The 17,336-nt window shown below is 71.1% G+C and carries 16 protein-coding genes; 3 read left to right on the top strand and 13 right to left on the bottom strand.

The genetic code is table 11. The features are described from left to right. Positions 1 to 127: 127 nt before the first annotated feature. Positions 128 to 1,072: a LysR family transcriptional regulator gene (locus ABZS61_RS33660; protein ID WP_356429953.1), complete on the bottom strand. Its 945-nt coding sequence runs from the start codon at positions 1,070 to 1,072 to the stop codon at positions 128 to 130. A gap of 126 nt (positions 1,073 to 1,198) precedes the next feature. Here ABZS61_RS33660 and ABZS61_RS33655 point away from each other — a divergent pair, with 126 nt between their 5' ends. Beyond that, positions 1,199 to 2,098 carry an alpha/beta hydrolase gene (locus tag ABZS61_RS33655; RefSeq protein WP_356429950.1) on the top strand — a complete coding sequence of 300 codons (900 nt, stop codon included), beginning with the start codon at positions 1,199 to 1,201 and terminating at the stop codon, positions 2,096 to 2,098. On the opposite strand, the gene ABZS61_RS33650 is transcribed toward ABZS61_RS33655, so the two are convergent. The 3 genes from ABZS61_RS33650 to ABZS61_RS33640 form a co-directional block, all read right to left on the bottom strand. After that, complete coding sequence (locus ABZS61_RS33650; RefSeq protein ID WP_356429948.1) at positions 2,055 to 2,561, bottom strand: NUDIX domain-containing protein; 507 nt, start codon at positions 2,559 to 2,561, stop codon at positions 2,055 to 2,057. The genes ABZS61_RS33655 and ABZS61_RS33650 overlap by 44 nt on opposite strands. Positions 2,562 to 2,661: 100 nt before the next feature. After that, positions 2,662 to 3,846, bottom strand: coding sequence for a glycosyl hydrolase (locus ABZS61_RS33645; RefSeq protein WP_356429945.1), 1,185 nt, complete (start codon positions 3,844 to 3,846; stop codon positions 2,662 to 2,664). A gap of 111 nt (positions 3,847 to 3,957) precedes the next feature. Next, positions 3,958 to 5,247: a cytochrome P450 gene (locus ABZS61_RS33640; protein WP_356429942.1), complete on the bottom strand. Its 1,290-nt coding sequence runs from the start codon at positions 5,245 to 5,247 to the stop codon at positions 3,958 to 3,960. A 193-nt stretch (positions 5,248 to 5,440) separates the two neighbouring features. Here ABZS61_RS33640 and ABZS61_RS33635 point away from each other — a divergent pair, with 193 nt between their 5' ends. After that, the gene (locus tag ABZS61_RS33635) at positions 5,441 to 5,959 is read left to right on the top strand and encodes a tyrosinase family oxidase copper chaperone (protein WP_356429962.1); all 519 of its coding nucleotides are present in this window, start codon (positions 5,441 to 5,443) and stop codon (positions 5,957 to 5,959) included. Positions 5,960 to 5,979: 20 nt separating this feature from the next. After that, complete coding sequence (locus ABZS61_RS33630; RefSeq protein WP_356429939.1) at positions 5,980 to 6,840, top strand: tyrosinase family protein; 861 nt, start codon at positions 5,980 to 5,982, stop codon at positions 6,838 to 6,840. An 87-nt stretch (positions 6,841 to 6,927) separates the two neighbouring features. On the opposite strand, the gene ABZS61_RS33625 is transcribed toward ABZS61_RS33630, so the two are convergent. From ABZS61_RS33625 to ABZS61_RS33585, 9 genes are all read right to left on the bottom strand, one after another. Continuing rightward, the gene (locus tag ABZS61_RS33625) at positions 6,928 to 7,209 is read right to left on the bottom strand and encodes a chaplin (protein ID WP_329214283.1); all 282 of its coding nucleotides are present in this window, start codon (positions 7,207 to 7,209) and stop codon (positions 6,928 to 6,930) included. A 110-nt stretch (positions 7,210 to 7,319) separates the two neighbouring features. Further along, positions 7,320 to 8,486 (bottom strand): GNAT family N-acetyltransferase, encoded by a 1,167-nt coding sequence (locus ABZS61_RS33620; protein WP_356429934.1) that lies wholly within the window; start codon positions 8,484 to 8,486, stop codon positions 7,320 to 7,322. Beyond that, on the bottom strand, positions 8,483 to 9,160 hold the full coding sequence (locus tag ABZS61_RS33615) for a lipopolysaccharide biosynthesis protein (RefSeq protein ID WP_356429931.1): 678 nt from the start codon (positions 9,158 to 9,160) through the stop codon (positions 8,483 to 8,485). The genes ABZS61_RS33620 and ABZS61_RS33615 overlap by 4 nt, the downstream gene beginning before the upstream one ends. Then, positions 9,157 to 10,323, bottom strand: a complete 1,167-nt coding sequence (locus ABZS61_RS33610; protein WP_356429928.1) for a glycosyltransferase — start codon at positions 10,321 to 10,323, stop codon at positions 9,157 to 9,159. Before ABZS61_RS33610 ends, ABZS61_RS33615 begins: the two co-directional genes overlap by 4 nt. Continuing rightward, on the bottom strand, positions 10,320 to 11,099 hold the full coding sequence (locus ABZS61_RS33605; RefSeq protein ID WP_356429925.1) for a polysaccharide deacetylase family protein: 780 nt from the start codon (positions 11,097 to 11,099) through the stop codon (positions 10,320 to 10,322). The genes ABZS61_RS33610 and ABZS61_RS33605 overlap by 4 nt, the downstream gene beginning before the upstream one ends. Next, positions 11,089 to 12,609 carry a lipid II flippase MurJ gene (locus tag ABZS61_RS33600; protein ID WP_356429960.1) on the bottom strand — a complete coding sequence of 507 codons (1,521 nt, stop codon included), beginning with the start codon at positions 12,607 to 12,609 and terminating at the stop codon, positions 11,089 to 11,091. Before ABZS61_RS33600 ends, ABZS61_RS33605 begins: the two co-directional genes overlap by 11 nt. A gap of 119 nt (positions 12,610 to 12,728) precedes the next feature. Next, positions 12,729 to 14,099: an O-antigen ligase family protein gene (locus ABZS61_RS33595; protein WP_356429922.1), complete on the bottom strand. Its 1,371-nt coding sequence runs from the start codon at positions 14,097 to 14,099 to the stop codon at positions 12,729 to 12,731. Between the two features lie 3 nt (positions 14,100 to 14,102). Continuing rightward, positions 14,103 to 15,599 carry an exopolysaccharide biosynthesis polyprenyl glycosylphosphotransferase gene (locus ABZS61_RS33590; RefSeq protein WP_356429919.1) on the bottom strand — a complete coding sequence of 499 codons (1,497 nt, stop codon included), beginning with the start codon at positions 15,597 to 15,599 and terminating at the stop codon, positions 14,103 to 14,105. Next, complete coding sequence (locus ABZS61_RS33585; RefSeq protein ID WP_356429916.1) at positions 15,596 to 16,771, bottom strand: glycosyltransferase family 4 protein; 1,176 nt, start codon at positions 16,769 to 16,771, stop codon at positions 15,596 to 15,598. Before ABZS61_RS33585 ends, ABZS61_RS33590 begins: the two co-directional genes overlap by 4 nt. Positions 16,772 to 17,336: the final 565 nt, after the last annotated feature.

The raw sequence follows: 17,336 nt of genomic DNA, 5'->3' as shown, positions 1-17,336 counted from the left end.
CCCCACGTCGACCCCCACCCCCCCCCCCCCCCCCCCCCCCGGGGGGCGGCCCCCCCCCCCCCCCCCGGGACGTGGTGTCGCCCCACACGCCGGGTACGGGGCCTCGCCGAACCCGTCCCGTACCGCCTCAGGGTGCGCCGCCCCGGCCTGCCCCCGCGGAATCCTCGGGCGGCGTGTCCAGGCAGTCTGCGGCATCCGAGAGTGCGGTCAGCAAGGCGCTCAGTGACGGCGGGACCGTCGTCGTCCCGCGAACGGCCGCGCAGATCTCCCTGACCGGTTCGGGCCCCCGGACCCTGCGCACGACAACGTCCGCATCGGTACCGCGCAACCCCATCCGGGGAATCAGCGCCACGCCGATGCCCGCGGCGACGAAGCCCAGGGCCGTCGCGTAGTCCCCGCTCTCCACCGTGAAGCCGGGGCTGAAACCCGCGGCCGCGCATGCGGTGAGCACGAGGTCCAGACATCGGTCGGCGGCCCGTTCGCTCCCCACCCAAGCCTCGTCGGCGAGGGCGCCGAGATCGATCACCTGCCGGCCTGCGAGCCGGTGCCCGACCGGCAGGACCACGTGGTACGGGTCGTCGAGGAGAGGTACCAGTCGGACTCCACGCGGGGCATCCCCCTGCGGCCGGACCACCACCGCCAGGTCGGCAGAGCCCTCTTTGACCTCCGGCAGCGGGTCGTGAGGATCGCTCAGCTTGAGCTCGACCCGGATTCCCGGGTGTCCGTGCCGCATGCGGGCGAGTGCAGGAGCCACCAATGAGGCGCCGGCGGAACTGAAGTAGCGGACGCTCACATGGCCGGTCCGGCCCTCCCGGAGGTCGGCGAGAGCCGTCTCCGCCTCGGCCACGGTCCTGCTGATGGTGTCCGCGTAACCGGTGAGCAGCCGTCCGGCCTCGGTGGGCCTTACGCCCCGGCCGGCTCTCTCCAGCAACGGCGTCGCAGCCTCCTTCTCCAGAGCCGAGACCTGCTGGCTGATGGCCGACGGTGTGTATCCCAGATTCACGGCGGCGGCGGACACCGATCCGCTGGTGACCACGGCACGAAGGATCTGTAGACGCCTCATATCCAGCATGTAGGTGAGCTTAACAGTGGCTATAGATCATTTCACTTGTCCTGTCGAGTCGAGGGATGCAGGGTGAGGAGCGGAAAGCGCGGCGGCCCTCGCCGAGACGCACCCGACACGACAGGAGCCTTCACCATGCCGCTCGGCCAGGATCGACACGACCCGTTCGCCGTCACGCACGGAATGGCCGATCTGTCCCCGGGGCTCCGGCTGCACTACGTATCGGCCGGCGAGGGCGCACGCACGATCGTGCTCGTCCACGGCTTTCCCCAGACCTGGTGGGAGTGGCGTCGGGTGATGGAGCCGCTCGTCGCAGCGGGCTACCGCGTGATCGCTCCCGACTACCGGGGTGCCGGGCACTCGTCGCGCCCGGCCTCCGGCTACGACAAGTGGACCCTGGCGCGCGACATCCACCAACTGCTGCACGAGCACCTCGGGATCCGCGAGCCCGTCGTACTCGTCGGCCATGACATCGGCCTCATGATCGCGTACGCGTACGCACAGCAGTTCCGGGACCACGTCTCCCATCTCGTGGCTGTGGACGCCCCGCTTCCCGGTACCGAGGTGTTCGACCGGCTGCGCAGCGACCCGCGAGTGTGGCACTTCGCGTTCCACGGGGCGCGTGACGTCGCGGAGACGCTGGTGGCCGGACGTGAACGGCAGTACCTCCAGGCCTTCTTCGCCGTACGCAATTCCGATCCCTCAGCCATCGACGCGTCCGACTTCGACGTCTACGTCTCTGCCTACTCCGCGCCGGGAGCGATGCGTGCGGGATTCGAGCTGTACCGGGCGTTCGACGCGGATGCGGAGGCAAATCGTGCGGCACTCGAACGCAACGGCAGACTGACGGTGCCGGTACTGGCGGTCGGCGGGGAGATGAGTACCTCGGGGGCGCTCGTCGAGGAGATGATGCGCGAAGTGGCCCACCGGGTGACGGGCTTCGTCGTGCCGGGCACCGCGCATTGGATTCCCGAGGAGAATCCGCAGGAATTCACCGCCGCGGTACTGGCGTTCCTGCGCGGACAGGACGGCTGACAGCGATCGGCCCGGCGCCCGGCGGCGTACGCCACCCGCTTCGGACCAGGCCCAGCCACGCGTCCTGCCCGTCCGCCAGCGGCTGCGGCAAGGGAATCGGCACGAACCTGCAGGCGAACACCAGGCCCGCGTCCTCGTCGTCGCCGCGTACGCGGTGGCTCCACGAGTCCCGGGTGTCCGCCGGAGCACGCAGGAGGAAGAACGTCGTTCTGCGCGGCCGCCCGGTGCCGGCATGAGGGCTGTCCTCCACCGCGATCCGCCGGACCGGGACAGCGGTCGCCAATCCGGTCTCCTCGGCGATTTCCCGCAGGACGGCGGGCACCAGGCTCTCGCCCGGCCGAACGCCTCCCGCAGGGATCTGCGTCCCCGCCTCCGGCACACCCACGTGGTCGAACACGAGCAGTTCGGCGACCTCGCGGTGGCGGACGACATAGGCGGCGACACGGATTCTGGGGCGGGTCATGCCTGCATTCATTCACGGGGCCGACCCGGAATGCGCCCGGGTCGGCCCGGCGGTCACAGACTCGTGACCGTCGGGACGCGCCGCGTACTTCGGGCGACATTCAGTCGCTCAGACAGAACCTCCGGTCCGTCACCCACTGACCGAACCAGTCGCTCAGCGGAATGCTGATGCACCACTCGGATCCGTTGGTGTCCGGTGCGGGGACGGTCGGTGTGGGCTTGTCGGGCTTGGACGTCCCGCTCGGCGTGGGTACGGGCGAGGTGGGATCGACGGTCCCCGGCCGGGTCAGCATCTCGCGGAACACCCGGGACGACTCGGGGTTCTCGGCGCACTGCCACACACCGTGCGGGCAGTAGTCCGTGATCGTCTGGTACACCGGCTTGTGCTGCTCGATCCACTTCAGCATCCGACGCATGTACTCCGGGTTGTCGCCGTTGCGGAACAGGCCCCACTCCGGAAAGGAGATCGGCTTGCCGCGCTCCGCCGCGAAGTCGACCTGCTTCTGCAGTCCGTACGGTTCGTTGACCTGCTCGTCGAACGTCCGGGCCGGAGGCTGGTCGTAGGAGTCCATGCCGATGATGTCGACGACGTCGTCGCCGGGATAGCACTCGGTCCAGGGGACGGCGTCGCGCCCTCGGCTCGGGGCGAAGTCGAAGCGGAACTTCTGGCCGGGGACCGAGCGCATCGTCGTGACGATGCGGTTCCAGTACGCCTTCCACGCAACGGGATCCGGACCGCAGCGGTGCGTGTACGTGGTGCCGTTCATCTCCCAGCCCAGGACGATCACCGTGTCCGGAATGCCCAGCAGGACGAGCCGGTCGGCCAGCTTCCGGAAGTGCTCGTCGAACTCTCCCCGGGCGCCCGCCCTCAGGAGCCTGCGCACCTCCGAGTCCGGGACGCGCGCCTCGTTGCGTTCCAGCATCGGGGTGTTGAGCACGAACATCCGGTCCTCGGACGCACGCCGCCAGGCACTCCACGCCGCGAGGAATCCGGGGCGGCCCTCGATGTTCTCCCACAGGTCGCCCGGCAGATAGCTGTGCCCGACACGCAGCTCCGTCCCGCCGAGCCAGCGCGACAGCTCCGCCATCCGCCGGACGCCGTCCGGTCCGTAGTCCAGGTAGGCGCCGATCGCGGTGGTGTCGGCCGACGCGTAGGGAGCAGGTGAAGCGCCCTTCCCGGCTTCGGAGTCCGACCCGGTCCGCTCCGTGACGACCGCGCCACCGACGAGGAGGCCAAGCACAGCCGTCCCGATGCAGAAATTGATGAGACGGCGCTGTGCGGGCACGGCTCCTCCTTGGGTTTCGGCATACTCACGACGATCTCGACCCTAAGGAGAAACGTTCAACAATGGGCTGTGCGAGCGCTTTCGAGTAGGCCATTCGCGACATCCGGAGAATCAGACCGGACCATTCGGGTGACACATGTCGAAGGTGAAGGGGAGTGAGCGTACGCGGTTGTCGAAATTCGAATCGACCAGAGCCGGTTCGCCCACCGCCCGCACGTTACCGAGTCGCGTGAGCAGTTCATGGAAGAGCGCTTTCATTTCCAGCCGCGCCAAATGCGCTCCCAGACAGTGATGGGGCCCGCCCCCGCCGTAGCCCAGATGCGGATTGGGTGAGCGGGTGATGTCGAAGGCGTCGGGGTCGGTGAACACCGAGGCGTCCCGGTTCGCCGAAGCGTAGAGGAGCATGACCTTCTCGCCGGGAAGAAAGGTGCGCCCGGCCAGTGTGGTCTCGGCCGCGACCGTCCGGCGGAACTGGATGATCGGCGTGGAGAGCCGGACGATCTCGTCCACCGCGCCGTCGGCGTACCGGTCGAAGTCGGACTCGAGGAGAGCGCGCTGCTCCGGGTGCGCGGTCAGCAGGAGCAGGCCGTGGGCGATCGCGTTACGCGTGGTCTCCACCCCCGCCACCAGCAAGAGGGAGAAGAAGGCGCCGAGCTGACGCGAGGACAGTGCCTGCCCGTCGACGTCCGCGCGAACCAGAGCCGAGATCACGTCGTCGGCGGGGTGCCGTCGGCGTTCACGTGCGAGCTTCGCCATCACCATCTGCATGCGGCCCAGGGACCGCAGACCACGGCCGGGTACGCGCAGCCGGGCGCGGCCACGGCGCCGGACGCCCACGTACTCCGACGCCTGATCGATCTGGGCGGCGATCTCGGCGCGATGGGGGCCGGGGATCCCCATCAGGTCGCAGATGACGTCGAACGGCATACGGGAGGGGGCCGAGGGCATGAAGTCGCCGGGGCCGTCGGCGATCATCTCGTCCACCAGCCGCCGCGCGATGTCGCGGATGTTCTCCTCGGCGGCCGCGAGCAGCCGCGGGGTGAACGCACGGGAGATGGTCCTGCGCAGACCCGCGTGCTCCGCGCCGTCCATGTTGACCATGGAATTGCCGAACACCGCTTTGGCCCAGCGGGCCGGTTCCGGCGTGGTGACACCGGGCGCGCTCGCGAAGAGATGTGGCTTCCGGCTCGCCGCCTTCACATCGGCGTGCCTCACCAGCGCGTGGAACGGCGCGTGCGAGCCCGTACGAGGGGTGAACAGGACCGGTGCGTCCTGCTCCCGCAGCAGCGCGAACGCGGACAGCCGCTCGGGCCGGGGCAACTGCCAGAACGACGGGTCGGCCAGATCGACGTCCGCTGTTCTGCGCACGCGGCTCGTGGGTACCTGCGTCGGCGCGTTCATGCAACCTCCGTGAGCTGAGACGGCCATGCTGGCCCGCGGCGCGCTGCTGCCCGGGCGACACGGCCGTACGGACCGGAAAATTCCCACGGTCGCGTGATTCGCACACGGCGAGAACCGTTCACGTGCCGCCTCGTTGTCAACTTCGAGGGAGAGGACACCTCGGAAGAGTGGACGAGAGGCAGGAAATCAGATGATGGATCCGACCACCGGCACGAGCGGCGCACAAGCCGGCAGGAAGAGCCCGGGCCGCCGCGTCGTGCTGCGCGCCGCCTTCACGGCGAGCATGGTCGCCGGGACGGGCGGCGCACTCGCTCCGATTCTCGTGACGGGCCAGGAGGCCCGAGCCGGCACCGCGCAGGATCGGACCCCCGCCGCGGTCACCGAGGCCCGCGCCGGCGGGCGAGGGCGCCCTTCCGGGCCCGAGCGGTTCGCAGAGATGTACCGGGGCCGTGACATCCGCGGGACGGCGGCGGTCATGGTGCCTGCCGGTGGTGGAGCGGCCACCGGCCGGACCGGAGCCCTGTCAGCGACCGCCGACACGCAGGTGAGCATCGACGGCAGGACGCTGCACGTGATGCGGCGCGCCGACGGGAGCTACCTCAGCACGGTCAACCACTACGAGTCGTTCCCGACACTGCTCGAGACGGCGCGCGCGGCAGTCGACGAGATCGGCACCGCCCAACTGGCCAAGGCCTCCCCGCACACCATCTGAACCACGAAGGGCGAGCACGCGTGTACAGCCGCAAGAATCAGCGCAACCTCACACGCACGGAGAAGAAGCGCCTGGTCGGGGCGATCCTGGAGCTTAAGCGCTCGGGACGGTACGACGAGTTCGTCGACCTGCACCGGGAGTTCTACGTCACCGACGCCGAGAGCCGGCCGCGGCCCGCTCATATGACCCCGTCCTTCTTCCCGTGGCACCGCAGGTACCTGCTGGAGTTCGAGAAGGCCCTGCAGGCCGTCGACCCCGGAGTGTCGATCCCCTACTGGGACTGGACACGGGACAACACACCGGCGTCCTCCCTCTGGGCGGAGGACTTCCTCGGCGGCAACGGCAGGTCCGGTGACCGGCAGGTCATGACCGGGCCGTTCGCGTACCGGGAGGGAAACTGGCGTATCAGCGGGGGAGTCACCGACGACCACTTCCTGCGCCGGAACTTCGGCCGCCCCTCCGAGCCCGTCCGCCTGCCCAGCAAGGCCGATGTGGACCGGGCGCTCAGGGACCCGGTCTACGACACCGCGCCGTGGAACAGCGTCAGCACCACCGGTTTCCGGAACAGGATCGAGGGCTGGGGGATCAGAGGCGGACGAGGGGCGGCCAACCACAACCAGGTGCACCGCTGGATCGGTGGCTCGATGGGGGGCGCCGCGTCGCCCGACGACCCGGTCTTCTGGCTGCACCACGCGTACATGGATCTGCTCTGGACACGCTGGCAGAAGGCACATCCGCGCTCCCGCTATCTGCCGGGCCGCGGACTCCCGGCCGGCGATCCGCAGAACGACCGGGTCTTCGCCGTCGACGAGCCGATGCCACCCTGGGACGTGGCGCCCGCGACGCTACTGGATCACACCCGCCTGTACCGCTACGTCTGAGCCGGCGGGATCCGGGCATCGCCCGGAAAACGGCCGGGCCGCCCCTCCCGGTGGGGAGGGGCGGCCCGGCGGCGTGCGGCGTGAAGATCAGTGGCCGTAGCCGTAGTCACCCTTGTCCTCGTGGCTGTCCGACACGTTCGCGCAGGTGTTGCCGAAGGCCGGGTTGAGCAGCGCGATGACGTTCACCGTGTTGCCGCAGACGTTGACCGGGATGTGCACGGGCACCTGAATGGCGTTGCCCGAACCGACACCCGGGGAGTGGGCGGCAACGGCCTCGGCTCCGGCGTCGGCGGTAGCCAGGCCGGCACCGCCGGCGATCAGGGCACCGGTACCCGCCATGACTGCGGCTACCTTCGAGATGCGCGACATCTGTTCTCCTTGAGAGGGTCGAAACCGGCTGCAGAAAGTGCGCCGGCATGCCCTGACAACGCGACAATCGACAGACGGTAACGGATCGGATCAAAAGTCGTAATCCACGACTATCTCCGGCCGATGGCGGAGAGGCCCCCCGCAGGCAGAGCGCTCAGCCGGCTGTGCCAGTCGCGTGCGGCGGGAAAGCGGTTCTTCACGGCCTCCGCGGCCCGGTCCCGCGCCACCACCTGCGACTCGCGCAACCGCAGCAGCGGTTCCAGAGCGGAGCGGGCGAGCAGCAGGCGCTGGTTGACGACCGGAACGGGTTCCCAGCTGTTCTTGTACTGCTCCGAGCCGCGCAGCAGACTCAGCACGCTGCGCCCCGTGTCCGCCGCCTGCTGTGCCGCCTCGCGCAGCAGCATCACCGACACGTCCACCTTCCTGTCCCGGAGCCCGGGATCGGCCCCGTACAGATAGGCGCCGGCCAGGTGCGCGGATCTGAGCGACAGGTCGGCGGCCACCACGTCGCCGTCGAGCACGAACTCCGTCAGCGACGCCTCGCCGTCGCGGACCATCCGGCGGGTCGCACGCACGAGATGCGCGGAGAAACGCGGCCGCAGGTGCTCGGGGTTGATCCCACGGCCCCGCCACTGGCGTTCGTGCAGCCGCACCAGGGTGTCGACCGCGTCCGCCACGCGGTGCTCCGGTGCCGGGCGGCACTCGATCCGCAGAGCGTCCAGCTTGCGCAGCTTGGAACGGGCGCGCTGGGCACGCGAACCGGGCATCCGTGTGAGGAGAGCGCCGATGGGCTCGGCGGGGAGTTCCATGCAGGTCGAGTCCGCGAGCCTGCTCCTGGCGCCGGACCAGTTCTCGTACAGCAGCTGGGCCGAGGCGTCGGGCCGCACCTCCCGCAGATCGATCACCGTGTGAACGGCGGCCCGTTCGAGCCCGCGCTCCAGGGCCATGACCGCATCCTTCGCCTCCTCGTCGTCCACGAGGATGTCGAAGAAGTCGGAGATCGCCCCGCCCATGGGCATGAGCAGGGGCATCGGGCGGTGTACGAGCATCAGGGGAGCGGCACCGATCAGCCGCCCGTTGCGCCGCGCCAGTACGACACGGAGCCTGCCCGGCGCTCCGTAGGAGAGCCACCACGAATGCAGCCAGGCGTGGCTCTGGAACGGGGTGGAGGTCGAGCACCGGCGGTGCAGGGCGTCCCATTCCCCGGAGAGTCCGGTGAACTCCCCCAGGTCACGGCAGAGGGTGACGGTGAGTCGCCCGTCGAGGTCAACGGTCATCGCACGAGCTCCCGTTCGTCGGCCGGGAGCGGACCGTCCGCCTGGGCGGGAGCCGGCACCTGGGCGTGGAGGCCCCGGTGCCCCTGGCGGGGCCGTACGAGGAGGACCAGGCCGCCGATCAGCCCGCCCGCACTCGCACCCACAGCCGTACCGAGGGGCACCGAGGGGGACACCGGCTCCGCCGACGGCACGGCGTGCGAGAACTTGAGCAGTTTCACCCCGGTGTCCTTGGCGACATGACCGCTGCTGACCACCACGGCCTCGGTGACCGCGTTGGCGATGTCAGCGGCCCGTCGCCGGTTCTCCGACGTTCCGGTGATCGCGATCATGGGTGAGTCGGGGGAGGTCTCGGAGCGTACGTGGGTGCGCAGTTCCCGAACCGGCTCGCCCGCGGCGCCCCGGGCGTAGACCAGGGTCGCCTCGCTGGTGGCCAGGCGGCCGTACGACTGGGCGTAGCCGAGCGCGGCTGCGGGATCGATGCCCTTGTCCGCCGCCACCATGGCGTAACTGGTCGCCGAGTACTCGGTCGGGGCGAGCAGACCGTAGGAGAGCCCGGATGCCGTTCCGATCAGGATGCAGGCGGGCAGGGGCCACCAGTGGGGCAACGCGGGCTTGGGGCGGATGCGGCGGAACCGTCCGCGGGCGGCCGGCTGCTGCTCGGGCGACTCGGTCATGAGTGTGCTCTCCAGGTCGAAGGGGCGGTGTCGAGGGCGTGCGCGTAGACGTCCATGACGCGCTCGCTGCTGAGCCTGATGTCGTACTGGTCCACGGCCGGGGGCGGCGGCAGTCTTCGTGCGCCGCTCTCCATCCGGTGGCGCAGCACGGCCGTCAGCTCGTGCGTGAGATCGGCGGGAGTGGAGGGGGACCCGGCGCCGCCGATGCGGGTGGCGCCCGGTGCCCGGCCGGCCGGGAGGTCCTCGATGGCGGGACAGGCGCTGTGCACGACGGGAAGTCCGGCGGCCAGGGCCTCGACGGCGGCCAGCCCGAACGTCTCCTCGCGCGACGTCGAGACGAAGGTGTCCATGGCCGAGAGCACTGCGGGGATCCCGGGGCCCGCCGTGCCACCGTCCGAGTCGCACTCGCCGAGGAAGCGGACCCGCTCGTCGATCCGGAGCCGTGTGGCCAGGGAGCGCAGCGAACCGGCTTCGGGGCCGTCCCCGGCCAGTACCAGCCAGGCGCCCGGGAGCGCCGCAACGGCACGGATCAGTACGTCGAAGCGTTTTCCGGGGACGAGCCTGCCGATGCCACCCACGACGAATGCGTCGTCCGGGATGCGGAGCAGCGCCCGGGTCGCACGGCGCTGACCGCTGTCGAAGCGGAACCGGGCCGCGTCGATCCCATTGGGCACGGTGTGGATCCGGGCGGCCGGCACACCCCAGTCGAGCAGACGGCCGGCGATGGTGGGGGAGACGGCGACCGTAGCCGCCCCGAGGCGCTCGGTGCGCAGGTACAGGGCCCGGGTGCCGCGGGTGAGCGGCCGCCCTTCGATCTCCGCATGCCCCAGCGAATGCTCGGTGGCGATCGTGGCACGCGTGGTCCCGGCGAGTCGGGCCGCGATCCGACCGTAGACGCACGCCCGGTACAGATGGGTGTGCACGAGGTCGTAGGCGCCGCGCCGGATGAGCCGGGCCAGCCTGGGCACGGCGGTCAGGTCACGGTTGCCGTTCATGCCCAGGTGCCCGACGCGGATGCCGTCGGCGCGCAGCCCCTCGGCGACCGGGCCGGGGTTCGTGAGCGTCACGACGTCGCAGGGCACCGGCAGATGACGGAGCAGCAGGCGCAGCTGCTGCTCCGCGCCGCCGACCCCGAGGCCCGTGATGACGTGCAGGGCTTTCACCGGGTCCCTCCCGTGGGGACGGGCGCGGGGGCGGCGCCGGGCCGGTGGCGCAGCCGGTGCCGCAGTTCCTTCGCGCGCAGACGGGTGCCCCGGTCGGCGTGGCTGATGTGTGTACGGGGCAGGGCCAGCGGTCCGGTCAGGGCGCCGGGGCCGAGCGCGCAGCCGTAGTCGTAGCCCGCGTCCCGGACCGATGCCAGCACCCGCCGGTCCGCCGTGCCGTACGGGTAGCAGAAGCCGACCGGAGCGGTCCCGGTGATGGTGCGGATCGCCTCCCTGCTGCCGTGCGTCTCCAGGCGCAGTTCCTCGTCGGTCAGCGTCGTCAGATCCAGGTGGCGCATGCCGTGCGAGCCGACTTCCAGCCCCGCGTCCGCGACGGCACGGATGCCGTCCTCGGACAGCAGGGGCTTCCGGGGGCCGAGCGGATCCCATGCGTTGGATCCGCCCGTCCGGCCGGGCAGGACGAACACCGTCGCAGTGAAGCCGTGCCCGATCAGGACCGGGAGCGCTTCGTGGAGGAAGTCGGCGTACCCGTCGTCGAACGTCAGCCCGACCAGCCCGCGTCGGCCGGCGGCGTGTGCGCGCAGCAGCGCCCCGACCCCCACGCCGTGGAGGCGGCGACGGCGCAGCCAGGTCAGCTGCTGGTCCAGGCGGTCCGCGGAGACGGTGATGCCGTACGGATCGTCCGTGGGGTCGCTCACCGAGTGGTAGGTGAGAATCCACGGCTGGGGTCGGAGAACGGACGGGACGGCGGCGCGTGCCGATGTGTCAGCGGCCATGAAGGAACCTCTGTCGGGTGAGAGCCAGCAGATGAACGACTTCGGGAGCTCTGAGGGCAAGTCCGGTGAGAAGGAAGGCTGCCGGGACGAGGACACAGCCTGCGGCCAGGCTGAGTGCCGGATGGCCGATCGCCGGGGCGGCAGCCCATCCCGCGGCCCCGGCGACCGCTGCCGCGGCCGTGGGCCGGCCGAGGGAGACGGCGACAGCGCGGACCCGGATGGCGACCGCGCGCGAGCCCAGCCCCAGGAGGAGCAGCAGCGCGGCCGTACTGATGCCGACGGCGTTCGCCGCCGCGATGCCGTTCACACCGAACGGGCCGGCCAGGGCCAGACCGGCCCCCGTGGTGACCAGCAGCCCGACGCCCATCGCGCAGACCGGGTACCAGGTGGGCTTTCCGGCGGAGAAGAACGGCCTGCACAGCGTTCCGACCAGGGTGTGTCCGAGCAGTCCGAGTGCGTAGATCCGCATCACACCGGCAGTGGCCGCGGTGTCCTGTGCATCGAAAGCCCCTCGCTGGAAGAGCACTTCCACGATCTGGTGCGCGTAACCGAGCACCATCGACGTGCCCAGCAGGACCACCGTCCCGGCCAGTGCGAGATCGCGCTCGACCCGTCGGCGGGCGCCGTCCTGGTCCCCGGCCGCCATCGCCCGGGCGACAACCGGGAAGGTCACCGTACAGATCATCATGGACAGCACCATCGGGAGCTGCGCGACCTTCTGCGCGTAGTTGAGATGCGAGATGGCCCCGTCGGGCAGGGACGAGGCGAGGAACCGCTCGACGAACACCTGCGACTGACGGCCCACCACGAACAGCACGACGGGCGCGAGGACCGTTGCGCCCAGGAGCGGCGAGAGGCCCTCCCGTGCCGGGCGCGGCCCGTCTGCGCGTGGCACCCGCCGTCGCAGCAGCCGCGTGAACGTGGGCAGCTGGGTCAGGATCATCAGCACACTGCCGACGGCCACCCCGGCCGCCGCGGCGCGCACACCCCAGACGGAGTGCAGCGCGAGTGTCATGCCGATGATGCCGATGTTGTAGGCGATGTAGACGCCGGCCGGGGCCAGGAAGCGCCCGTGCGCCCGCAGGGCCGCGCTGAAGTACCCGGTGACGCCGAAGGTGAGCACCGTGACCGCTGTCAGACGGGTGCATTCCACGGCGAGGCCGGGGTCGCTCAGACCGGGCGCCAGAATCCTGACGACCCATGGAGCGCCCAGGACCAGCAGGACGCCCGCACCGGCCAACGAGGCGAACATCCGGGGAAAGGTGTCCGCCACGAGCGCCCGCACGGGATCGTCCCCGAGTCCGTCCGCAGCGGATCCGGAGGCGGCGCGCCGGGCCAGCGCATGGCTGAAGGCAGGGACGAGCAGCAGGGCCATCCCGTCCTCGATCAGCAGCGTGGCCGCCATCTCGGGCACGGTCCAGGCGATCAGGAACGCGTCACTGGCATGGCTCGCGCCGAAGAGCCGGGCGATGGCCTGGTCCCGTACGAGCCCCAGCAGGGAGGCGATCACGGTCAGCCCGGCAGCACCGGCGGCCGCCCGGGCGAGGAACCGCCCCGGCCCCGGCGGAGCTCCGGGCGCGGATGTCCCGGAGCCCTTCGTCTTCTCGGCTGTCGCCGCGGAGACCCGGCTCACGCGACGGTCGCCCTCTCCGGCTCGGCCAGCGCCCACCACGCGGCCAGTCCGAGCACGATTCCCGTGAGGACCGTGGAGGGACCGCCGATGTCCGCGTACAGGAAGTCGACGGTCTGCCAGGTCATCAGCCCGACCGCGGCGAGACCGCAGTCGAGGGCCGCGGCTCCCCGGGCCCGGGCGAGGACCAGCCTGCGCACCCCTCCGGCCAGGATCACCACCCAGGTGCCCGCCAGGGCGGTGAGGCCGATGAGACCCTGCTCGCTCAGCACGAGCAGATACATGTTGTGGGGGGACAGCAGCGGCTGCTTGCGGAAGTCCTGCCCGGCACCCGCGGTGTCACTGCCCGACGAGAGGCCGATCGAGGCGTGTCCGTCGCGGTGCGCGGGAAAGCCCTTGAGGCCGACGCCGGTCACGGGATGCTCGCGCCACATGCCGGCCGCGGCGGCCCACATGGTGTACCGGTCGTTGACCGACCGGTCGGGGGTGCGCGTCACCTCGGTGATGCTGGTGAGCCGCTGCGAGATCATCTCGGACCCGACGCCGAAACCGCCGACGAGTACGACTCCGGCCGCGCACAGCACAGCCAGCGCGCGCACGGCCTGGCGCAGCCCGGTCAACGCGAGCACGGCCAGGGCACCCGCGACCGTCGCGATCCAGGCCCCCCTGCTGAAGGACAGGGTGAGCGGAACGACCAGGAGCGCGGCGACGCAGAAGGCACCGGGACGCAGCCACCGGGGCCCGCCGGCGCGGGTGCCCAGCGCGTACGCGGCGGCTGCGAGCAGCCCGAAGGCGACCACCGTGGCCATGCCCATCACGTCGCTGGGCCCGAACGTACCGACGGCGCGGATGTCCTCACCCATGTAGGAGGCGCCGGACCCGGAGGCGTACTGGTACACCCCCGTCGTGCCCTGGACGAGGGCGAGGAGCACCAGCGTGCCCGTGATGATCCGGAACCCCCGGGCGTCCCGGACCAGGATGAAGACGGCGGCCGGTACCAGCACGAAGATCTGCAGGTACCGGACGAATCCGGGGAGCGCCGCCGCCGGGTCCGCCGCAGTGACCGTGGCCACCGCGAGACCCACGGCCGGCAGCCCCAGGACGACGGCCGCGGCCGGGGTGAGAGGGCGCATCCGCAGGAACAGCAGGCGCCCCAGGCAGACGAGCACCGCGACGCCCGAGACGAGGTCGGCCGGCGGAACGCCGTACACGGTCCCAGGCCCCGAGCCGTCGGCCGGCACGGCCAGGAGCAGGACCGTCGCGACCAGGGGCAACAGCGGCCAGGCGGTCGCCCACCGGCGCACGACCGGGGGCGCCGGGCCGGACCGGACGACGGGTACCGCCGGCGCGGCGGTCACGGTGAGAGTCACGGTTCAGCTGCCTCCGAGGCGGAAGACCGAGCCCGCAGTCCGCGCGAGGACGCACACGTCCTGCCAGAGCGACCAGGTCCCGATGTACCGGTTGTCGAAGCGGACACGGTCCTCGATCGAGGTGTCGCCGCGCAGACCGTGCACCTGGGCCAGCCCCGTGATGCCGACGGGCATGCGGTGACGGGCCCGGTAGCCGGGGTGGATGCGGCTGAAGTGCTGCACGAAGTAGGGGCGTTCCGGGCGGGGGCCGACCAGACTCATGTCGCCGCGCACCACGTTCCACAGCTGCGGGAGCTCGTCGAGGGACGTCCGGCGGAGCGTCCTGCCGACGCGGCTCATGGCCTCGTCGCCCGACACGTTCCACCGGGTGGCGGACTCATGGGCGTCGGCCGGCCGCAGGGTGCGGAACTTCAACAGGACGAACGGCCGTCCGTGCCGTCCGATGCGCTCCTGCCTGAAGACGACTCCAGGGCCGTCACAGACGCGTACGGCAAGTGCGCAGACGGCGAGCAGAGGGGCCGCCGCGATCAGGGCGATCATGGCCAGAACGGCGTCCATCGCCCGCTTGACCCGGTGGCCGGCCGGCCTGTGCAGGCCGTCGTCCAAGGCCTGGGCCGCGAACCCCCACACATGGTCCGGTCTGGACGCGGTCCGGCAGGGGGCGATCGTCCCCTGCTCGGTGATCAGCCACACCCGGCAACCCTGCCGGACGAACTGCCCGAACAACGCGGCCCCGCCGGATACCGACTCGGGCGGAGCCGTGAAGACGGCGTGCCGCACGGAGTTCTGGATGACCGCCCGGCCGACGTCCTGCGCGGTCGTGAGTACGGGGAGATGCGCTCCGCCGGAGGGCGACCCGGCGGGGCCGGGGACATCGGCCGATGGAGCGTCGGAACCCACCCGGCCCACCGGCCGCAGCCCGTACTCCGGGTGCTCCTGCAGGGCAGCGGTGACCCGGTGGGCGACCTGACCGTCGCCGACGACCAGCGCCGACTGGGGGCTGCGGGCAGCAGACCGGAGCCGCAGCCGGTGGACCGCCGTGCGCGCACCGCAGCTCAGCAGCGTCTGCGCGGCGACCGCACAGGCCAGCGCCGTCCAGCCGATGCCGTAACGGGGGTCGTACGCGGTCAGGGCCTCGGTGGTCACGTACCACTGGACCAGCGAGAGACCGAGCAGCGCGGGCAGCTCCGCGAGAACGGACGGGGACAGTCCGATCCGGTACAGGCCCCGGTGGGCGTGCAGCAGCAACTGAGTCACGGCCTGGAGGACGAAGACCCCCGGAGGCCACGGCAGGGGGGCCACCAACGCCAGGGCGAGAACCAGCGCGAGGCCGTCGGCGGCGACGAGCCCCGAGGGGGACCCCCACCTCCTGCGGTTCCGGGTGGCCCGCAGGGACTGCGCGCGCCCGGTACCGTCGCGCGGTGGGCGGACAGCGGAAGCCGTACGCCGTACGGCTGTTGCCTGGGCGGCTCGGGGGACAGGTGCACTCTCCGTCGTCATTGCTCGGTGCGCTTCCTCGTCGTGGGGCGGGACAGGCCGACAAGTTCCTGGTAAAGGCTCAGAACCGCTCCGGCGGTCTTCCTCACATCGAAGACCGACCGGGTATGTCTCTGCGCCGTGCCGCCCAGCTCCTTCCGCAGCAGCGGGTCGGTCAGCAGAGCGGTCAGGGCCGTCGCGAGGGCTGCAGGGTCCTCGGGCGGCACAAGGCAGTGGGATTCGTGGCCGGGCGGCAGGCTCTCCCGGGCTCCGTTGACATCGGACATGAGGACGGGGGTGCCGCACGCCATCGCCTCGAGCGGGGCCAGCGCCATCCCCTCCCACCGCGAAGGCAGGACCAGGACGTCCGCCGCGTGGATCCACGGCCGTACGTCCCTGCTCGCTCCCGCGAACAGCACCCCCGGAGGTGCCGCGCGCCGCAGTTCGTCATGGCACGGTCCGTCACCGACCAGGACGAGCCGTGCCCCTGGTACCCGCGTCCGCTGCCAGGCCCGCAGCAGCACGTCCTGGCCCTTCTGCCGGCTCAGCCGCCCGACACACACGACCAGGGGAGCACCGGCCGGGACGGTCTCCTGGAGCGGCAGGGCGGCACGGGCAGCCAGAGCGGCCTCCGGGCCGGCCGGCCGGAAGTGGCCGAGGTCGATGCCGTTGTGGATCACTGACCAGTGGGCGGCGACGCCCGCGCGCTCGCCCGCGCGGCGCTCGGATTCGCTGACGCAGAGGATGCGGTCGCTCCACCGTGCTCCGAACCGCTCCCACTTCAGGGCCAGCCGGGCGGTCCTGCCCTCCACGGCATCGAACGACCATGCGTGGGGCTGGAACACCGTCGGCACCCGGCCCCGGACGGCCAGCCGGCCCGCGAGGCCGGCCTTCGCACTGTGGGCATGGATCACATCGGGTGTGTACGCGCTGATCAGACGGCCCGCGGTCACGACCTCCCGGCCCAGCCCCGGCCCCGGGGCCCGCTCGGCCGGCCAGGTACACACCCGGGCCCCCGCCACGGCCGCCCCGGACGCCAGCGAACCGCCCGGCGGGCAGGCCACGACGGGCCGCAGCCCTGCCCGGACCTGCGCGGCGACGAGGTCGGTCACGACCCGTGCGACTCCGCCCTCCACCGGCTGGACCAAATGAAGGACCGTCAGTTGTCTTTCCTCGGTGCAACTCTTTTGCAGCACGCACGGCTCTCTTCTCACATGCCCCCGACGAGCCGGTTCGGATAAGTACCGGCGGAAAGGAATATGGCGGCGGAGATAAGTGGGTTAAACCGAAATGCACTGTGACAGACAGTGTGTACGAAAACACGCATGACTCGCGCATGAGGGGTCGGATTGGCTCCTACCAGGGGTGCCGGCACCGGATTGCCGAATGCTGCGGCGTGTCAGTGCCTCGCATCTTCTGCTGTTCTGGACTGTTGCTCCATGATGGCGATGCCCTGCGCTTTCCTCTCGCATTCGGCCGATCGAGGGTGGCGCCAACTCGTCATGGAATTCGGGACACCGGAATCCGCGGATCCTGAAGTTCCGCCACCGGGTGTCGAGTTGTGCGAAGCGGATTGCGGGCCCTCGCTGTTTGCCGCCGGCGGTGGGTCTCCTGGCCCTGCCCGTCCCGCTGTGTTCCGCGCGGGAACCGGCCAATCGTCGTGAAGGGCCCCGGGAAGGCACGGGGCCCCGGATGTACTGCTGTCGGGCCGCGGGTACCCGTAAGTGCGGCCGACGGGGCAGTATCGAGTACTACTCGTGA

The organism is Streptomyces sp. NPDC005566 (assembly GCF_040605575.1).
Classification (GTDB): domain Bacteria; phylum Actinomycetota; class Actinomycetes; order Streptomycetales; family Streptomycetaceae; genus Streptomyces.
The sequence above is the reverse complement of the archived record's forward strand: the minus strand, read 5'-3'. Positions and strand labels throughout refer to the sequence as shown.